This window comes from Actinoplanes lobatus (assembly GCF_014205215.1).
Classification (GTDB): domain Bacteria; phylum Actinomycetota; class Actinomycetes; order Mycobacteriales; family Micromonosporaceae; genus Actinoplanes; species Actinoplanes lobatus.
Genome location: NZ_JACHNC010000001.1, coordinates 8,986,168 through 9,004,442 on the forward strand (window position 1 = coordinate 8,986,168; position 18,275 = coordinate 9,004,442).

General features: G+C 72.2%; 18 protein-coding genes. 11 read left to right on the forward strand and 7 right to left on the reverse strand.

From position 1 onward, the window contains the following. The first annotated feature begins 2 nt into the window (after positions 1-2). Entirely contained in the window at positions 3-1,256 is a 1,254-nt protein-coding gene (locus BJ964_RS41000) for an alpha-hydroxy-acid oxidizing protein (protein ID WP_188125692.1), read from the forward strand. On the opposite strand, the gene BJ964_RS41005 is transcribed toward BJ964_RS41000, so the two are convergent. Then, positions 1,228-2,388, reverse strand: coding sequence for an MFS transporter (locus BJ964_RS41005; RefSeq protein WP_188125693.1), 1,161 nt, complete (start codon positions 2,386-2,388; stop codon positions 1,228-1,230). The genes BJ964_RS41000 and BJ964_RS41005 overlap by 29 nt on opposite strands. A 39-nt stretch (positions 2,389-2,427) precedes the next feature. Here BJ964_RS41005 and BJ964_RS41010 point away from each other — a divergent pair, with 39 nt between their 5' ends. Genes BJ964_RS41010 through sigJ form a run of 6 tightly spaced genes read left to right on the forward strand, consistent with a single transcriptional unit; the run spans position 2,428 to position 6,028 of the window. After that, complete coding sequence (locus BJ964_RS41010) at positions 2,428-2,925, forward strand: hypothetical protein (protein ID WP_188125694.1); 498 nt, start codon at positions 2,428-2,430, stop codon at positions 2,923-2,925. A 50-nt stretch (positions 2,926-2,975) separates the two neighbouring features. Beyond that, positions 2,976-3,431 carry a hypothetical protein gene (locus BJ964_RS41015; RefSeq protein ID WP_188125695.1) on the forward strand — a complete coding sequence of 152 codons (456 nt, stop codon included), beginning with the start codon at positions 2,976-2,978 and terminating at the stop codon, positions 3,429-3,431. 39 nt (positions 3,432-3,470) lie between these two features. Next, positions 3,471-3,815: a DMT family transporter gene (locus BJ964_RS41020; protein ID WP_275407710.1), complete on the forward strand. Its 345-nt coding sequence runs from the start codon at positions 3,471-3,473 to the stop codon at positions 3,813-3,815. Next, a complete protein-coding gene (locus tag BJ964_RS41025) occupies positions 3,812-4,366 on the forward strand; it encodes a TetR/AcrR family transcriptional regulator (RefSeq protein ID WP_229807035.1) in 555 nt (184 codons plus the stop codon). The genes BJ964_RS41020 and BJ964_RS41025 overlap by 4 nt, the downstream gene beginning before the upstream one ends. Positions 4,367-4,403: 37 nt before the next feature. Beyond that, entirely contained in the window at positions 4,404-5,186 is a 783-nt protein-coding gene (locus BJ964_RS41030; protein WP_188125696.1) for an alpha/beta fold hydrolase, read from the forward strand. Then, complete coding sequence (gene sigJ / locus BJ964_RS41035; RefSeq protein ID WP_188125697.1) at positions 5,183-6,028, forward strand: RNA polymerase sigma factor SigJ; 846 nt, start codon at positions 5,183-5,185, stop codon at positions 6,026-6,028. The genes BJ964_RS41030 and sigJ overlap by 4 nt, the downstream gene beginning before the upstream one ends. 39 nt (positions 6,029-6,067) lie before the next feature. On the opposite strand, the gene BJ964_RS41040 is transcribed toward sigJ, so the two are convergent. Beyond that, positions 6,068-6,886: a hypothetical protein gene (locus tag BJ964_RS41040; RefSeq protein ID WP_188125698.1), complete on the reverse strand. Its 819-nt coding sequence runs from the start codon at positions 6,884-6,886 to the stop codon at positions 6,068-6,070. 121 nt (positions 6,887-7,007) lie between these two features. On the opposite strand from BJ964_RS41040, the gene BJ964_RS41045 reads away from it, so the two are divergent. The 3 genes from BJ964_RS41045 to BJ964_RS41055 all read left to right on the forward strand — a co-directional run bounded on the left by BJ964_RS41045 (position 7,008) and on the right by BJ964_RS41055 (position 9,857). After that, on the forward strand, positions 7,008-7,337 hold the full coding sequence (locus tag BJ964_RS41045) for a PadR family transcriptional regulator (protein ID WP_188125699.1): 330 nt from the start codon (positions 7,008-7,010) through the stop codon (positions 7,335-7,337). Positions 7,338-7,352: 15 nt separating this feature from the next. Beyond that, positions 7,353-8,582: a hypothetical protein gene (locus tag BJ964_RS41050; RefSeq protein WP_188125700.1), complete on the forward strand. Its 1,230-nt coding sequence runs from the start codon at positions 7,353-7,355 to the stop codon at positions 8,580-8,582. Positions 8,583-8,681: 99 nt separating this feature from the next. Beyond that, positions 8,682-9,857: an FAD-dependent monooxygenase gene (locus BJ964_RS41055; RefSeq protein ID WP_188125701.1), complete on the forward strand. Its 1,176-nt coding sequence runs from the start codon at positions 8,682-8,684 to the stop codon at positions 9,855-9,857. Here the strand turns inward: BJ964_RS41055 and BJ964_RS41060 are convergent. From BJ964_RS41060 to BJ964_RS41075, 5 genes are all read right to left on the reverse strand, one after another. After that, entirely contained in the window at positions 9,850-10,635 is a 786-nt protein-coding gene (locus BJ964_RS41060) for an AraC family transcriptional regulator (RefSeq protein WP_188125702.1), read from the reverse strand. The two genes, BJ964_RS41055 and BJ964_RS41060, sit on opposite strands and share 8 nt — an antisense overlap. 90 nt (positions 10,636-10,725) lie before the next feature. Next, positions 10,726-11,469 carry a response regulator transcription factor gene (locus tag BJ964_RS41065; protein WP_229807036.1) on the reverse strand — a complete coding sequence of 248 codons (744 nt, stop codon included), beginning with the start codon at positions 11,467-11,469 and terminating at the stop codon, positions 10,726-10,728. Next, the gene (locus BJ964_RS48740) at positions 11,466-11,723 is read right to left on the reverse strand and encodes a hypothetical protein (protein WP_229807037.1); all 258 of its coding nucleotides are present in this window, start codon (positions 11,721-11,723) and stop codon (positions 11,466-11,468) included. Before BJ964_RS48740 ends, BJ964_RS41065 begins: the two co-directional genes overlap by 4 nt. A 125-nt stretch (positions 11,724-11,848) precedes the next feature. Further along, on the reverse strand, positions 11,849-13,474 hold the full coding sequence (locus tag BJ964_RS41070) for a GMC oxidoreductase (protein WP_188125704.1): 1,626 nt from the start codon (positions 13,472-13,474) through the stop codon (positions 11,849-11,851). 10 nt (positions 13,475-13,484) lie between these two features. Beyond that, positions 13,485-15,293 (reverse strand): alpha-amylase family glycosyl hydrolase, encoded by a 1,809-nt coding sequence (locus BJ964_RS41075; protein WP_188125705.1) that lies wholly within the window; start codon positions 15,291-15,293, stop codon positions 13,485-13,487. A 114-nt stretch (positions 15,294-15,407) separates the two neighbouring features. Here BJ964_RS41075 and fxsT point away from each other — a divergent pair, with 114 nt between their 5' ends. Further along, positions 15,408-18,209: an FxSxx-COOH system tetratricopeptide repeat protein gene (gene fxsT / locus BJ964_RS41080; protein WP_188125706.1), complete on the forward strand. Its 2,802-nt coding sequence runs from the start codon at positions 15,408-15,410 to the stop codon at positions 18,207-18,209. Positions 18,210-18,275: the final 66 nt, after the last annotated feature.

Consider the following 18,275-nt stretch of genomic DNA (forward strand, 5'->3'; position numbering starts at 1 on the left):
CCATGGGCGCCGGACTGTCCCGCCTGAGCACCATCTACCGCCAGGGCGCCCTCGGGCGGCGGCCGGCCGTACCGGCCGACTTCGCCGAACTGGAACGCCGCGCCGAGCGGGCCAGCAGCGCCAAAGCGTGGGCGTACGTGGCGGGCGGCGCCGGTGAGGGCCGGACCATGCGCCGCAACCGGGCCGCCTTCGAGCGCTGGGCCATCGTGCCGCGGATGCTGTCCGGCCATGTCGAGCGGGACCTGTCGGTGGAGCTGCCCGGCGGCCGCCACGACACGCCGGTGCTGCTCGCCCCGGTCGGCGCGGGCGCGCTGATGGGCGCCGACAGCGACCTCGCGATCGCCCGGGCGGCCGCCGCCACCGGCACCGCCTACGTCTTCTCCAACCAGGGCTGCAACCCGATGGAGGACTGCGCCGCCGCGATGGGTGACGCGTCCCGCTGGTTCCAGCTCTACTGGAGCAAGGACGAGCAGCTCGTCGACAGCCTGATCGCGCGGGCCGAGGCGGCCGGGGCGGCGGCGCTGGTCGTCACCCTGGACACCACCGTGCTCGGCTGGCGGCCGCAGGACCTGAACCTGGGCTCGCTGCCGTTCAGCCGCGGTCAGGGCATCGCGCAGTACACCTCGGACCCCCGGTTCCGGGAGATCGTCGCCGGGCGGCCCGCGCAACCGGCCGGCGAGGTGACCCTCGGCGCGATCCGCACCCTGCTCGCGATGACCCGCAACCACCCCGGCAAGTTCTGGGGCAACCTGCGGTCGCCGGCGCCGCGGGCGGCCGTCGAGACGTTCCTCGACATCTACTCCAACCCCGGCCTGAGCTGGGAACACCTGGCCACGCTGCGGGGCCGGACCCGGCTGCCGATCGTGCTCAAGGGCATCCTGCATCCGGACGACGCCCGGCGCGCCTTCGACGCCGGTGTCGACGCGATCGTCGTGTCCAACCACGGCGGCCGGCAGATCGACAACGCGGTCGCCTCGCTGGACGCGCTGGTCACCATCCGGGCGGCGGTCGGCCCGTCGCCGACGCTGCTACTGGACAGCGGCATCCGCACCGGCGCCGACGTCTTCACGGCGCTGGCGCTGGGCGCGAACGCCGTGCTGTTGGGCCGCCCCTACATGTACGGGCTGGCGCTCGCCGGCCAGAGCGGTGTCGAGGACGTGATCCGCAACGTGATCGCCGAACTCGACCTGACGATGGCGCTCGCCGGCGTCCCGGACATCGCGTCGATCAGCCGGGACTGCCTGGTCGAAGCGTGACCCTGGACCGTCGGATCGTCCCGGCGCTGGCCGCCACGAACGCGGCCAGCACCACCGGGATCCACAGCGCGGCGGTCAGGCCGACCACGGTGGCCGCCGCGCCGATGACGATCGGGCCGATCAGGAAACCGACGTAGCCGATGCTCACCACGGTCGACAGGGCGCGCCCGGCCCGCGCCGGATCGATCGCGGCGGCGGCCGAGAAGAACTGCGGCGCCACGCAGGACAGGCCCAGCCCGAGCAGGCCGAACCCGGCCACCCCGGCCACCGTGCTCCCGGCCAGCAGCCCGGCGCCCAGCCCGGCCGCGGCGACCACCCCGCTGGCCCGGACCAGGACGACCGGCCCGAACCGGGCGGCCAGCCGGTCACCGAAGACCCGGCCGACGGTCATCAGGATCGCGAAGGCGGCGTAGCCGTAGGCCGCGAACGCCTCCGAACTGCCCAGCTCGTCACGCAGGTAGACGGCGCTCCAGTCGGCCGCCGCGCCCTCGCCGACCAGGGTGCACAGCACCACCACCCCGAAGAACAGCAGCCACGGGTTGCGGCTTCTCTCCTCCGCCGGGGTCGCGGGCGCCGGGGTGGACGGCAGCACCCGGCGGGCCGACCATGCCGCCGCGGCCAGCACCACCAGGCCGACCGCCAGCAGGGTGGCGCCCACACCGATGCCGAGGTGGGCGAAGAGGCCGCCGAGCAGGGCGCCGGTGAACCCGCCGATGCTGTAGACGGCGTGGAACGACGTCATCACCGGCCGGCCCATGGCGCGCTCGACCTCGGCGGCATTCGCGTTCATCGCGATGTTGAGCGTGCCGTGCCCGGCGCCGAACGCGAACAGCGCGATCGACAGGGTCACCAGGCCGCCGGCGAACCCGGGTGGGATCAGCAGCAGGCCCTCCAGGAGCGCGGCCGGCACGAGCACCCGGGAACTGCCGAACCGGTCGGTGAGCCGGCCGATCAGCGCCATCCCGGCGATGCAGCCCGCCGCGAAGGCCAGCAGCGCGATGCTGAGCCGGCCGTCGGTCAGCCCGAGCTTCTCCTTGACCGCCGGGATCCGCGCGGTCCACACCCCGAGAGCCACCCCGAACAGCAGAAAGACGAGGGAGGTGGCGATCCGGCCACGGCGCACGAGATCCATGGTCAGCACAGTAGACGGACCCTCTGACAGAATCGCTCCATGTCGATCACTCGATCGCTGGCGCCGCTGCTGCTGTTGACCGGATGTGCCGCTCAGGCGCCGGAGCCCGCGCCCGCGTCGGCAGCTCCCTGCCCGGCGGTGGTCGACCACGTGGCCGAGCCGCCCGCGGGTTACCGCGTGGTCGGCGGCGACATCGCGCTGCCCGACGAGGAGACGGTTCACGAGCCCGGCGAGTCCGGGCAGGAGGGGCCGACCCGGTTGTTCGCCAAGTTCGGCCTGCTGGTGCGGGCCGGCACGACCGTCGAGTTGAGCCTTCCGCCGGAGTGGGGCGACCGGGCGCGGATCGCCTGGGGGCAGCGGGAACCCGCCATGTCGCAGACGGTCGCCGGCTGCCCGCCGGGCTGGGGTGACGGCGCGTGGTCGGTCCTCACCGGCGGCGTCTACGTGATCGAGCCGGACTGCGTGCCGATCCGGGTCGGACGGGATGCCACGGCCGAAGTGTCCATCGGGACCCCGTGCAGTCGGCCCGGCGGATAGAGGCCGTCCGTCCCTGACCGCCGGGGATACCGCCGAGAACGCTCGACGGCATGGTTCAGACACTCCTCAGCCTGGTCGGACTGACCCTCATCGGCGCGGCGGTGATCCTGGTCCTCCAGGGCTTCGCGGGCCGTCGCCAGGTGACCCGCGAGCTGGAGCACCAGCGCATCCGCTTTCCTGCCGACGGTCTGCCGGCCGCTCTCGCCGGGTACGCCGGACGGCCCGTGCGCACCGGTGCCGAGGCCCGCGCCTACTCGGAGATGATCGGCGGGCACGTCCTGTCGGCGACCGGCGGCCGCACCTACGCCGAGGTGTCCGCCGAGGCGCAGCGCAACACCGGCGACGAGAAGCTGGGCCGGCTGCGGCAAACGGCGTTCATGGGCGAGACCCTGCGCGGGGCGCTGCTCGGCGCCTATCAGGCCTGGCAGGTCACCCTGCTGGTGATCGGCCTGGGCGTACTGTGCGCCGCCATCGGGACCGGCTTTCTCGCTGTGGCACTGCAATGAGCCCTTCTTGTACGATCGTACTTGTACGTTCGTACAAGAGTGGATCGAGGGCTCACCGTGCACTACGTCCTCCTGGGCGGCGCCATCGCCGCTGAACTGATCGCCACCAGCCTCATGAAGGCGACCGACGGATTCACCCGGCTGTGGCCGACACTCGCCGTCCTCGCCGGGTACGTCATCTCCTTCGTCCTGCTCGCCCAAGCCGTCAAAGGCATCGAAGTGGGCGTCGCCTACGCCATCTGGTCCGCCGTCGGCACGGCCGCCATCGTCGCGATCGGCGCGGTCTTCCTGGGCGAACCGCTCACCACCGTTAAGGTGGCGGGCATCGCCCTCATCATCGCCGGAGTCGTCATGCTCAACCTCAACGCCAGCGGGGCCCATTGACCGCGCCGCGCCGCCCGCAGCGGGCCCGTGACCCCGAGGCCCGCCGGGCCGCCCTCGCCGCCGCCAGCATGGAGGTCATCGCGGAGAACGGCGTCGGCCGCACCACGCACCGGGCCGTCGCGGCCCGCGCCGGGCTCCCGCTCGGCGCGACCACCTACTACTACCCCACCCTGGACGACCTGATCGCGGCCGGGCTACGGCACGCCCTCGACGGCCTGCGCTCCGAACTGCTCGCCTGGGACGAGCGGCTGCGCGACGCGACCGACATCGCGCAGACCCTCACCGACCTGGTCCAGGAGTACCTCGCCGACCGCCGCCAGGTCCGCATCGAGTACGAACTGTGCGTCGCCGCCGCCCGGGACACCGCCCTGCGGCCACTCGCCGAGGCCTGGATGGAGGGCCTCCCGGAGATCGTGGCGGCCACCTTCGGCACGGAGGCGTCCCGCAACATCTGCGCCCTGCTCGACGGTTTCATCCTGGAGGCACTGGTCACCGGCCGCGAACTGGACGCACCCCGGCTCACCTCCGCGATCCGCAGACTGGCCGCTTGACTGTCACATTCCACCGGATCCACATCGTCCTTGCGACATGAGACTCTTCTCGATCGGCGACGGGCCACCGCTGGTTCTGCTGCACGGTCTGGGCTCCACCCGGGCCGCCTGGACACCGGTGCTGGACCGGCTCGCCGCCACCCACACCGTCCACACCGTCGACCTGCCGGGATGCGGCGACACGCCACCGCTGCCGCCCGGCGTCCCGCCGACCCCGCGGCGCCTGGCCGAGGCGGTGGCCCTCCTGCTCGACCGGCACGGCATCGACACACCGCACGTCGCCGGAAACTCACTCGGCGGCTGGGTCGCCCTGGAACTCGCGGCCCTGCGCCCGGTCGCCTCGATCACCCTGCTGTCCCCGGCCGGCCTGTGGCGGCGGCACACCCCGCTCTACTGCACGATCAGCCTGCTGCTCACCTGGGCCGGCTGCCGGTACGCCCGCCGCCCCCTGACCGCCCTGGTGGGATCGGCGTGGGGCCGCCGCCTGCTGCTGTGGCAGTTCCACGCCGACCCCCGGCGGATCAGCCCCGAGGTCGCCCGGCGGGGCATCGCCGACCTCGGCCGCGGCCCCGGCTTCCGGTCCACGCTGCGGGCCACCCGCCGGATCCGCTACCGGGCCACCGAGCCGCTGACCATGCCGGTCACGCTGGCCTTCGGCGCACAGGACCGGCTGCTACTGGCCGGACAGTCCCGGCACACCGGCCAGTTGCCGCCACAGACCCGCCGCGCCGACCTGCCCGGCGCCGGTCACGTGCCGATGGACGACGTTCCCGGCCTGGTCGTCGCGGCCATCCTGGACACCACGGGCGCCCGGCGATGACCGCCGACCCGGCCGCCGCCTGGAGCGCGGCCCGCCCACGGCTGATCCGGGTCGCCTACGCCATCCTGGGTTCGGTCGCCGAGGCCGAGGACGTGGTGTCCGAAGGCTGGCTCAAACTGGCCCGCGCCGGGCCGGTCCACGACGTCGAGGCGTGGGCCGTGGTGACCGTGGCCCGGGCCGCGACCGACGTGCTGCGCTCCGCCCGGATGCGCCGGGAGACCTACCCGGGACCGTGGCTGCCGGAACCCGTGGTGACCGCGGACCCGGCCGACCGGGTCACCCTCGACGAGCAGGTCGGCTACGCGCTGCTGGTGGTGCTGGAGTCGCTGACCCCGCCGGAGCGCACCGCGTGGGTGCTGCACGACCTGTTCGGGCTGACCTTCGGCGAGGTGGCCGCTGTGGTGGGGCGTACCCCGGCGGCGGTCCGTCAGCTCGCGGTCCGGGCGCGGCGGCATGTGCGTGCCCGTACCCCTCGTCATGGCACGGACCCGGAACGGCACCGCCTGGTGGTGGAACGCTTCCTCGCGGCCGCCGCCGGTGGCCGCCTCGGCGACCTGGTCGCCATGCTCGACCCGGACGCCGTGGTGACCAGCGACGGCGGCGGCCGCCCCGGGACGGCACGCCGGCCGGTACACGGCGCCGACCGGGCCGCACGTTTCCTGCTGGCACTGGCCGCGAAGGCCGAACCCCTCACCCCGGTCACCGTGAACGGCCTGCTCGGCATGGCCGCCCACCGCGACGGCCGGCTCGACACGGTCATCGCCTTCACGGTCGCCGGCGACCGGATCCGGCGGATCGACCTGATTCGCGCCCCGGGGAAGCTGGCCGGCCTTCGGGCATGAACCCCTTTCCGGTACGCCGATCTTGAACGCGCCACTCACTCAGGAGGTCTGGGAGCCGTCGAACAGGGTGCACGCACCGGTGGCGGTGCCGACGCGGATGCCGTACAGGTCGAAGACGCCGACCGTGACCTCCTCGGAGTAGCGATACGGGTTGCCGGAGATCGTATGCACGTATCCCGTGTCGCTCCAGGTGCCGTCGGCGGCGCTGACCACCCGATGCTCGATGTCCCACCCGCCGCCGAGGATCTCGTTGCGGTAGGTGGGCACGTTCGGCGTCTGCTGCTTGATCGTCGCGATGTGATAGGAGACCCGTGACGCCGATCCGCCGCCCGACGAATCGCCCACGGTGCCGCTGACGCCGTCGACGACGGCGGTCACCGTACCGGCCACCGGGTCGCAAGTGAGCGTGACGCTGGTCCGCTGGTCGTGGTCGCAGGTGGCCTCGCGGGTGGTCAGGGTGGCACCGGTCGCCGCGTCCTTGAACGTCACGGTCAACTGCTCGCGATAGAAGAGGGCGGTCACCGGATCGAAGGTGCCGGTGTAACCGGCCGCGCTGACGTCACCCGAAGTCGTGGACGTGGTGGTCACCCTGAAGGGCTGCGCCAGCGGTGCCAGGACCGTCCTGGCGGTGGCCGTCACCCGGACGCCGGTGCGGCGCTGGAATTCGACGGTCACCTGCTTGGCCGGGCCCGGCACGAACAGCGAGCCGGAAGCCGAGGTGGTGATCACGCCGGTCGCGGCATCACAGGTGATGGTCGCCCGCAGCGGCGTCGCGGCCGAGGCGGCCGTCGCCGGCACCAGCAGTCCGACGACCACCGCCGACACGGCGAGGCCGGACAACACTCGCATTCTCAACATCGATCCCCCGTAGATCCCCTATGGACGGATTGGGACGCCGACGGTATCAGACATCGATGATGTTCAAACGCGTGCGCGGAGGAGCCTTGCGAAAAACTCTACCTAGGTAGATATTTGGGCCATGGTTCGCGACAGACGTCCCTCACCGCAGACCGCGGCCGTGCTCACCGCGCTCGCCGCGTCCGGCGAGGATTGGAGCCACGGCTACGACCTGTGCCGCGACCTCGGCCTGAAAGCCGGCACCGTCTACCCGATCCTCATTCGCCTCACCGAGCGCGGGCTGGTGGAGACATCCTGGGAGACCGACCCGCCGCGCGGCCGGCCGGCCCGTCATCTCTACCGGCTCAGCACCGCCGGCGCTGAATTCGCCCGAACCGTCGCCGCGACGGCTCGCACCGGGCAGAGCGCACCCGCCCCAGGCGCGGCCCGGCTCGCGCCCAGGACCACCTGACGTTCGGAGGCCCCGGTGCTCGAAACCCTCTTCCTTGTGGTGGTGGCGCTGCCACTGCCGCTGCTTGCGCTCACGGTGCTCGTTGTCGAACTACGCGGCGCCGTGCGCGTGGATGGATTACGCGGGCTCGCCGCCCGCATCGGCGCCGCGCTGCGCGCCGGCATCCGGCGCCCCGTGTGGCGAGGGCTGCTCGCCGTCGTTGCCACGGCCGGCCTGCTGACCGCGGGTCTGGAGCAGTGCTATCTCGCCGCGGTGGCCAACGGATCGCGGTGGGGCTTCGACGTGGCGCTGCTGGCCGTCGTGCTCGGCCTGCTCCTCTCGGTCCTGACCGGAGGGCTCGTCATGCTGACAGCGGCCGCCGTGGGCAGGGCCCGCGGATTCGGGGCGGGCACCGTCGGCGGGCTGCTCACGCTGCTGGGCGTCGCGGTCGGCACCGCGGCCGCGCACCTCCCGCTGCGCGCGGCTTACCTGGCTGATCCGAGCGGGTTCCCCGTGGTGGACAACCTCGGCGCAGGCGACCTGCTGATCCCGGCCAACGCATTCCTCGTCGCGCTGCTCTGGGCTCTGCCCTGGCCCGTCCTCGGGGCCGCGCTCGGCGCCCACCGTGTCGCCACGGAGGCCCCGGCGCCGGTACGCGACGTCTGGCATCACCTGCTGAACCTGGCGACGACCGACCTGCCGGAAAACCGCGCCACGTGGGGTACCGCGCTGCGGGCCGAGCTCGCGTCGATCGACCCGCGGGCCGAGCGCCGCAGGTTCGCCCTCGGGGGTGCGTGGGCCGCGCTGCGCTCCGGCCCGCCGCAGGGCGCCTGGGTGCCGGCCGCCGGGGTAGCGGTGGCCATGGCAGCCGGATCGTTCGCCGCATCGCGCTGGTCACTGGCGCACGAGCGGGGCGGCATCCTCGGCTTCTGGATGTCCGTCCCGACGATCCTGCTGTTCGCTGTCGCGCTCCTCACGGCGTACCGCACCCGCTCCTTCGGCGCGGCGCTGCGCGCTTCGGCGCCGGCCGGAGCGGCCGCCATGGTTGCCGTGATCGCCGTCGGCATCCCCGAGGCCGTGATCTGGGCGAACCGGCGGGCCGGCTACCTCAGCACCGGCGACGCCGTGCCGCCGGACTGGCAGTCCGCGGTCGGTGACGTGCTGCGCCCGGAGTTCCTCGTCGCCATGGCCGTCTTCTGGATCATCGGCGCGACCGGTGGCGCGGCCGTGGGCACGGCGTTCGGACGGCTGCGCACCAGAACGTAGCCGCAGCTCAGAATTGGCGGGTTTCCGGTATCGAGCGATCAATCACCGGTGGCAGCACGCTGGCGGGGTACCGATAGTGGCTACATGGTTGAACCAGGGATGACTGACAAGAACGGCCGGATTCTGGTGTCCGGCGCGAGCGTCGCCGGATTGACCACCGCGTACTGGCTCGACCGCTTCGGCTTCGAGGTCACCGTGGTCGAGCGATCCGCCGGCCTGCGCCCCGGCGGGCAGGCGCTGGACATCCGTGGCCCGGCCCTCGAGGTGGCGCGACGGATGGGCGTGCTGGACGAGTTCCGCAAGCGGACCACCGAGCTGCGCGGCATGTCGATGGTCGACGACTCCGGGGCGGAGATCTACCGCACCACGGAACGCACCCTGACCGGCGGCCGGCTGGACTCCGAAGACCTGGAAGTCCTGCGAGATGACCTGATCGACGTTCTGCACGGGGCGTGCGGAGCAGGGGTCCGGTTCGTCTTCGGCAACCGGATCACCGGCCTGAATCAGGACGACCACGGGATCGACGTGGAGTTCGACAACGCCGTACCGGGGCGGTTCGACGTCGTGATCGGTGCTGACGGCGCGCACTCGGGTACCCGTCGGCTGGTGTTCGGCCCGGAGAAGCCGTTCCTGCGCTACATGGGCGGCTATGTGGCGATCATGACGATCCCCAACTTCCTCGGGCTGGACCGCTGGCAGACGTTCCTGATGGGCGGCGGCGACGCCGGCGCCGGGCTGATCGGCCTGGACGGCAGCGGCACGGCCCGCGCCTACCTCGGCTTCGAGAGCAAGGAACCGGTCGAGTACGACCACCGTGACGAGGACGCCCAGAAGCGGCTGCTGGCCGAGCGGGCCGCCGGGCTGGGCTGGGTGGTCCCGCAGATCCTGGAACACATGCGCGACGACGCGTCGGGCTTCCACTTCGACGCCCGCATCCAGGTGATCATGGAGCACTGGACGAAGGGGCGGGTCGCCCTGGTCGGCGATGCCGGCTACGCGGTCTCGCTCACCACCGGTCAGGGCGCGTCGATGGCGATGGTCGGCGCTTACGTCCTGGCCGGCGAGATCGCCGCCGCGGGTGCCGACCTGGCCGTGGGCATCGCCCGCTATGAGGACGAGGTCCGTGAATACGTGCTGCGCAACCAGGCGGCCGCGCGAGAACTCAACGACCGCGATCATGGCGACGACGACCAGTCCGGGCCCGGCGACTTCACGGACTTCGGGACGCTGGTCGAGGACCTGCCGTTGACGGACTACCGGGCCCGGCTCACCTGATCTCGTTGCGCAGACCTGCCTGATATCGGCCCGGAGTCTGGCCGACGACCTCGGTGAACGCCTCGATGAAGCTGGTCGGGTTCGACCACCCGCAGGCGGTGGCGGTCTCGGTGACCGAGCGGCCGCCGGTGAGATGGATCAGGCCGTGGTGGATACGCAGGATGGTGCGCCAGCGGTGGAAGCTCATGCCGAGTTCGGTGTGGAACAGGCGGCTGAGGGTGCGTTCGCTCGCTCCCACGGCCCGGCCCAGCTCGGCCAGGGTCGCGTTGTGGCCGGGGTCGGCGTGCAGGCGGTCGGTGACGGAGCGCAGCCGGTCGTCACGCGGTTCGGGCAGGTGCAGGGACTGCTCGCGGGCCTCGACGAGTTCGTCGATGGCTACGGCGCGCAGCCGGTCATACGCGCCGGGGCGGGTCTCGGGGCGGTCGGTCAGGGCCAGCAGGACTTCACGTAGCAACGGGCTGACCGCGAACACGCTGGGCTGCTCCGCCAGCTCGCCGCAAAGATCGACCGGGATCACGACGAGGCGGACGTCGGTCTCGCCGTAGAAGCGGTGAGCGTGCTGGAAACCCGGCGGCGTCCAGGTGACCCGGTTGGCGGGCGCTACCCAGGTCCCCCGCTCGGTCGTGGTCGCCAGGGCGCCGGCTGCCGCGTACACCAGCTGTCCCTCGCCGTGCGAGTGCGTGTCCATCCGGAAGCCGTGCGGCAGCCGGCCCGCTCCCCCGGGTGTGTCCTCCAGAGGTGTGGTGGGCGACGAAACGGGTTGGCGGGTTTCCGGCATAAATAGTCACGCTACCGGCCGTCGACCGCAATGAAGCCGTCGCGACCGGATCACAGACCCGCCTCAGCTGAAGGCTGGTTCTCGCCGTGGTCATCCGGCCGTTTTGACCGCCGTTTGAGCCAGCCGGGGAGGGCTTACCCGGACCAGGCCGGTCCGGTAGGCGGCGGCTACCGCCTGGGAGCGGTCGCGCAGGCCGAGCTTGGTGAGGATCCGGCCCAGGTGAGTCTTGACCGTGCACTCCGCGACGAAGAGCAGGGCTGCCACCTCGCTGTTGTCCAGGCCCTGGGCGATCAAGGCCAGTACCTCCTGCTCGCGCGGGGTCAACCGATCCATTTCGGCCAGGCCGGGGGCTGCCGCGGCAGGGCGGGTGACGTATTCGCGCAGCAGGTCGTGGGCCAGCTCCGGGTCCAGCCAGGCGCCGCCGCGGGCGATCGCGTGGACCGCGCTGACCAGCACATCCGGGTCGGACTCCTTGAGCAGGAAGCCGGCCGCCCCGGCCAGTAGCGCGCGGCGGGCCGGCGTCCGGTCCAGGTTCGCGGCGATCACCAGGACGCGAATGGGACCGATTCCGGTGAGCCGCTGGATGACGCCGGGGCAGACGCCGGCCCTGGACCGCGGTGTCGCCGGCTCCCGGGGTATCGGCTCGGGCGGCAGGTCCAGCACCACCAGGTCCGGGCGGTGCCGGTGAGACAGGGTGACGGCGTGGTCCGGGTCGCCGGTCTGGGCCACCACTCGGATGCCGGGCTGCCGGTCGAGCAGGAGCACGATCCCGTTCCGGATCAGTGGCTGCCCGTCCACAACCAGGACCCGAACCTGCGGCTGGCCCTCGATCACCGGACCCGCTCCAACGGTGCCACCAGGTGGTAATTGTCGTGGACGACCCGCAGCGCCCAGCGCATCCGATAGGCGGCGATCTCCGGTGCCTCCCCGTAACGCGTGGCCAGTTCTGCCGCGCATCCCGGGATCCCGCCGCGAGCACGGATCTCCTCGGTGATCAACCGGTCGGTCTCGGCGCGGGTCAGGTCGGCGCCGGTGGCCGCCGGTGAGGCGAACAGCGCTTCGGCACGGACGGTCTCGAATGAGATCATGGTGGCCCCCGTGGGCTCTTCCGGGGGCGGCCGGTCCGCCCCACGATCCCCAAAATCCTCAGCGTCCTTGCGGCTTCCTTGCAGACAGCTGTCAGCGCCAGACCCAGCGTGGCGACGCGCGAGGGCTAGAGGCGGGTGGCGAGGCGGCGGGCCAGGGTCAGGCCGGTCAGGACCGGACCCACCGAGCCGACCGTCGGGAAGATCGAACCGTCGCACGCGTAAGCATTGCGCAAGTGGTGGAAACGGCCGACAGAATCGGTCACCGAGGTAGCCGGATCCTCGCCCATCCACATCAGACCGGCCTCGTGATGGGTGTACCCGAGCCAGTTCCGCCACTCCAGCAGGCCACCCGCCCCCACCGGGAACGGCGTCCGCCGCCACCGACCGTCATACCAGTACCTGATCTTCTCCGGGTCCGGGACCAGCGCCCGCAGCAACCCCACCGCCGCCGTGTCCATCGCGTCCCACGTGCGCAGGTCCTCCGGGCGCAACCGCAGATTGACATACGCCGTCGGCACCCCGAACTCGTCCGGCCACGCCGGATCCACCGTGATCCAGTTTCCGCCGGGCGAACCGGCTGGGGCTTCCCGGTCACCATGGGTCTCGCCGACCGTGCGTACCACCACCGTCACCCAGTCGGGATCCACCTGCTCGCGAATCCGCTCCAGCTGATCCAGATCGGGCACCATCTGGAACAGCGGTTCGTCGATCCGGGAGCCGCTCCCGGTCGACGCGGTGATCTGCAGGTGGAACCGGCCGCTGTCAGCTCGCCCGCGCGCCAGGATCGTCGCCACGTCGATGTGCGGCTCGGCCAGTCCCGGCAGCGCCGAGCGGTGCACCCGGGTGATCAGGTCGCTGCGCACGTGGATCATCAGATTCCGGCCCATCAGCGGCGTCGGGAACGAGTTCAGCGCGAGCCGGGTGCTCTCCACCGCCCCGAGCGCGAGCACCACCCGGCAGCTCGGCGGGATGTGGAGCCGCTCGCGACGGCTGGGCAGCGCCACGTCGATCGCGCGCACCACGCCGCCGCCGTGCCACAACCTCAGCACGGTGGCGCGCGGAACAAAATTCAAGAGCATTTTCCCGTACGCACGGACCGCCGCGGCGAGCACCGGAACGGTCGAGAACTTGTCGAAGCTGAGCAGGCCGGACTCCGGTGGCGCGGCCTGGACGGCCAGCGGCGCGGTCTGCACGGTGTGCGCATCCAGGTTCGGCGTCTGCCCGGCCGCGGTCCGCACCATGGCCAGCAGCGTTTTGTGCAGTCGCCCGTCGACCAGGTCCCAGGCCGGTTCCACCCCGGTCGCCCGCTCCAACAGTGGGTACCCGGCCTCCAGGTCCGCGGCCACCTCCTTGGGCCACTCGCTCAGATCCTCCGCGGTGAGCCGGGCCAGCCAGCCCCCGAAGAAGATCGACCGGCCACCCGCGCAGTACGCCAGACCAGGAGACTTCTCGTTGCCACGCCAGGGGACCCGCCAGACGCCGCTCGGTTCCCGGTCCGGGCGCGGGATGTGCAGATCCAGGTCACCGATGTTCTGGATGTGTTCCGGCAGCACCACCGGCCCGGCGTCCAGCAGCAGCACCCGCCGGCCGGCCTTGACCAGCTCCGCCGCGCAGTACGCGCCGTAGGTGCCGGCGCCGAGCACGACCACGTCGAAGGGGTCGCCGCCGCCGATCGCCTCGTTCCAGGTGCGGCAGAGGAAGCGCCCGAAGACGTCGGTGCTGAATGCGGTCTCGTCGACCGGCCGGGTCATGACCGTCCCCTCACTCCGTACAGACGAATATCCGGGCCCAGTTACCCGGGACGGTGAAGGTCGCCCGCTGCCCGAGGACCTTGAGATCCGCGTCGTCCAGCAGCTCCTCCCAGGTGCCCTGGTGCGGGAAGGCCACCGTGGTCTCCCGGTCGGTTCCGGCGAAGTTGAGCGCTACGATCGCGTGCCGGTCGCCGGTCAGCGCGTACACCACCAGGCCGCGGGCGGTGTGCACGCCGAGTCCCTCCGGGTCGGGGACCTCGCTCCGGACGTACGGGAAGGGTTTGAATCTGCCGGTGCGAAGCACCGGATTCTCGCGCCGGATCTGGGCGAGCCGCCGGTGCAGGCCGATCAACCGGTGGCCGATCTCGTCGTCGGCGAGGGACCAGTCGACCGGCCGGGGCAGTTGGCGGTCGGGGTGGTCGAAGCCCGGGACGGCGAACTGCTGGCCGAACTCCTCGCCGTTGCGCAGCAGCACCGCCCCCGGCACGGTGAAGAGCGCCACCAGCGCGGGTTGCATCCGCCACCACTGTGCACGGCCGCCGGCGCCCGGCCAGTCCAGGAACGTGCGGTAGTCGTGGTTGGAGAGGTAGCCGACGTTGCGGCCACCCGCGGTGAACCCTTCGCCGGCGGCCAGGGCCGTGAGCAGATCCGGGGACGGCCGCCCGGTCAGGTTGGCGTTGCGCAGCTCGAACATCAGGCTCTCGAACCACATGCCGTCGGCCTGGAAGCGGTTGACGGTGGCGATCGCGGCGCTGCGATCCTCCGGCAGGTGCTCGATGACCAGCGGGACCCGCTCGCGGCCGGTCCAATCCAGGTGGTCGCGCAGGTCACGGATGAGCCGGCCGGCGCCGGTGGTGACGTCGTCCTCGCGCAGGTAGCCGCGGGCGTAGTCGAGCCGCAGGCCGTCACACTTGAAGCGGTCCAGCCAGTAGCGGCAGACGTCGGTGGCGAACTGCTGCGCGCAGCCGTGGCCGTACTGGATGTCGTTGAGGAACAGCCCGCCCTCGTACCGTCCCAGGTAGGGCGAGTCGGCCGGGTTGCGGTAGAGCCAGCGGTAGCCGAAGCCGGTGCCCGGGTCGCTACCCGCGTCCACGTGGTTGAGCACCGCGTCGACGAAGACCGCGAGGTCGCGCTCGTGGCAGGCGTCGATGAACCGGCCCAGCTCGTGCAGCCGGCTGGCCGGCCGGGCCGGGTCGGCGACCAACTGCTCCTCGACCGCGAAGAAGTGCCGGATGGTGTAGCCCCAGCCGCCGCCCCACCAACCGGTGAACGGCATCAGCTGGATCGCGTTGACACCCAGCGACCTTATGTGGTCGAGCCGGTCGATCAACGCACGAAAAGGCGATCGTGCGCCGCGATAGGAAGCCGAGGCATCCAGCGGATGGAGCTCGTAAAAGATCGCGCCCGACAATGGTCGCCGGACGGCCAGGTCGCGGATCTCGACGGGCGGCCCGCCGATCACGAATCCGGAATTCTCGTCATTGCGGGCGAGGTATTTGGTGCACGGGTCGGTGACCCATCGCTGGTGACCGTCCTGGAAGGTGACGAAGTATTTGTACTCGTACCACCCGTCGTCCAGGCCGGACACCGCACACTCGTAGAGGTCGCCGGATGGATGATCGCGTCGGTGCAGCTCCGGGGCGGTGGCGACGTCCCACGCCCAGCCGCCGGCCCGCTGGAACGTCCCGGCGACCCGGATCGTCCGGATGCCCGGAAAGGCGTCGCCGTTGTACTGGGACGGGTCTTTTCGCGCATCCGGCAGAAAGACCCGGAACGTGACGGTGGCGCCCTCCACGGTGGCACCGAAATTCTGATACATGCCGCACCGCCTCACTGGTCCGCCCGCCAGTCTGCGACACGCCTTTCATGATTTCCATATCCTATCGGCAATAATCACTTCGCCCCGTGGCAGGCCGCGGGCGACAATCGCCGGGTGGGTGGCGGCACACATCTGCACGTCCTCGGCCCGCTGGAGTTCCGGCGGGACGGCCAGTGGATCGCGCCCGCCCGCGGCCATCAGCAGCGGCTGTTCGCGGTCCTGGCCGCCGCGCCGGGCCGGGCCGTCTCGGTCGACGCGCTGGCCGGTGCGGTCTGGGGCGACCGGCTGCCCCGCGACCCGGCGACCGCGCTGCAACCGGAGGTCTCCCGGCTGCGGCGGGCGCTGGCCCCGGCCGGCGCGGTGATCCGTTTCGCGGCCGGCTGCTACACCCTGAACGTGCCGCCGGACCGGATCGACCTGTGCCGGTTCGAAGAGCTCGCCACCCGGGGCGGCGCGGCGCTGCGATCCGGGGATCACCCGCTCGCCGATGACCTGCTCAGCGAGGCGCTGGCGCTGTGGCGCGGACCGGCCTTCGCCGACCTGGCCGGCGAGCCGTTCGACAGCGCCCGCCGGCGGCTGCACGAGCAGCGGCTGGCCGCCCGGGTGCTGCGGGCCGAGGCCCGGCTGGCCACCGGGCACCACCGGGAGCTGGTCGCCGAGCTCACCGAGCTGGCCGACCGGCAGCCGCTGCACGAGGGGGTGGCCGGGCTCCTGGTGCTCGCGCTGCACCGGTCCGGGCGGCCGGGTGCGGCGATGGCCGCCTACCACCGGGCCCGGCGCTGCCTCGCCGAGGAGCTGGGCCAGTCCCCCGGTCCCGCGCTGACCTCGCTCTACGAGCGGATCCTCGGCCAGGACCCGGCGCTCGACTGGCCCGGCGCCCGGCAGCGTCCGGTGTGGAATCTGCCGCCGGTCAACCCGAAGTTCTCCGGGCGGGCCGCGCCGCTCAAGCAGCTGCGCGACCTGCTGGAGCCGAGCGGCGCGGTGGTGCTGCACGGGCTGCCGGGGATCGGGAAGACCCAGCTGGCCCTGCGCTACGCGCACGACCAGGACCTGCGGATCGTGTGGTGGTGCCCGGCCGAGACGCCTGATCTGCTGGACGCGTCACTGGTCGCGCTGGCCGGGGAGCTGGGCGTGACGGTGGCCGGGGACGTGGACCGGACCCGCATCGCGCTGCGACGGGCGCTGGCCGACCGTACGAAATGGTTGTTGATCTTTGATAACGCCGCCGACCTGAACCATCTGCGCAGCTGGTTGCCGGACACCCGGACCGGCCGGATCGTGATCACGTCGCGGAACGCGGACTGGGAGGGGTACGCGACCCCGTTCCGGGTCCCGGTCTTCGACGACGACGAGGCGCTGCGGTTCCTGTTGTCGCAGGTCGGCGGAGACGGGACGAACGCGGCCCGGCTCGCCGAGCGGCTCGGCAACCTGCCGCTCGCCCTGGAGCAGGCGGCCGCCTTCTGCCGGCGCACCGGCGACACCCTCGGCACCTACCTGGACCTGTTGGCCAGCCACGGCGAGGATCTGCTGTCGCGGGGCGGGACCGGTGACTACGACGGCACCGTCGCGACCACCCTGCGGCTGGCGTTCGCCCGGGTGGCACGGGACGATCCGCACGCGGTGGAGTTGCTGCGGACCTGCGCCTTCCTGGCCGCCGACGACATTCCGACCGACGTGCTGCGAGTCGTGGTGGACGGTCTCGGCGACGCTCTCGCGCTAGGTGAGGCGGTCGGCACGCTGCGGCGGTACTCGCTGGTGGAACGGCATGGCGGCGGCGTCTCGATGCACCGGCTGGTGCAACGGCTGGTGCGCTCCGAGACCACCGCCGCCCAGCGGCGCGCGCTGCTGGGCCGGTTGCTCGATGCGCCGTCGTCCTGGGAGGAACACACTCCGCACCTGGCCGTTCTGCTGGATCACCTCGACGCCGAGGGCCTGTGGCCGGAGTCCGCCGCCGCGGTGGTCTGCCGGGCCGCCCGGCACCTCGACGAGCACGGCGTGTACGCGTCCGCCGGCCGGCTCACCAACCACGCGCTGCGGATCCAGGAACGGGTGGCCGGGCCGCGCGGCGCGGCCGGGCGCGCCGACCTGCTCAGCGAGATGGGCCGGATCCTCGACCGCGCCGGCTGCGACCTGCACAGCGCCCGGCCGCTGCTGCGCGAGGCACTGGACATCCTGGAGTCGATGCCCGGCGACACCACCGTGGCGATGGGCCGCACGCTGAGCCGGCTGGCACACGCGCTGCACTGCGCGGACCTGACCCGGGAGGCGCACGAGGCGCACGAGCGGGCGTTGCGGCTGCTGCGGGCCGCGCCGGACCGGGTCGAGCTCGGGCACGCGCTCGCCGCGGCCGGGACCACACTGTGGTGGAGCGGGGACCTGCCGGGGGCCGAGCGGGCGTTCACCGAGTCGATCGAGATCCTGATCGCCGAGCGGGGCGCGGACTCGCCGGACGTGGCGGTGGCCCGCTCCGGACTCGGGACCGTCCTGCAGGACCTCGGCGACCTGGCCGGGGCGCGGGTCCAGCTGGAACGGTCGGTGGCGGCGCTGCGGGCCGCGCACCCGCGGGCCGGGGACACCCATCCGGAGATCGCGCAGATCCTCGACAAGCTGGGGTATCTGCTGCGACTCGCCGGGGACGTGCCGGGCGCGCTGGACTGTCACGAACGGGCCGTGCGAGCCCTCGAGGAGCTGTTCGGCGCGGACGATCCGCGGGTGGCGATGGCGCTGACCAATCGCGGACTCGACGAGTCGGCCGCCGGGGACCACGAACAGGCGCTGCGGACTCAGGCGCGGGCAGCGGCGATCTTCGTCGAGGCGTACGGGCCGCAGCACTCCAGCACGCTGATCGCCCGGTCGCGGCACGCCGAGGCGCTGCGGGCCGTACACCCTGAGTCGTACGACGCGATGTCCGACTGAGACCGGACGACCCCGGCGCCCTCCCGCCGACAGCATGGAGTCTCACCACGAACACCCTGGGAGGGG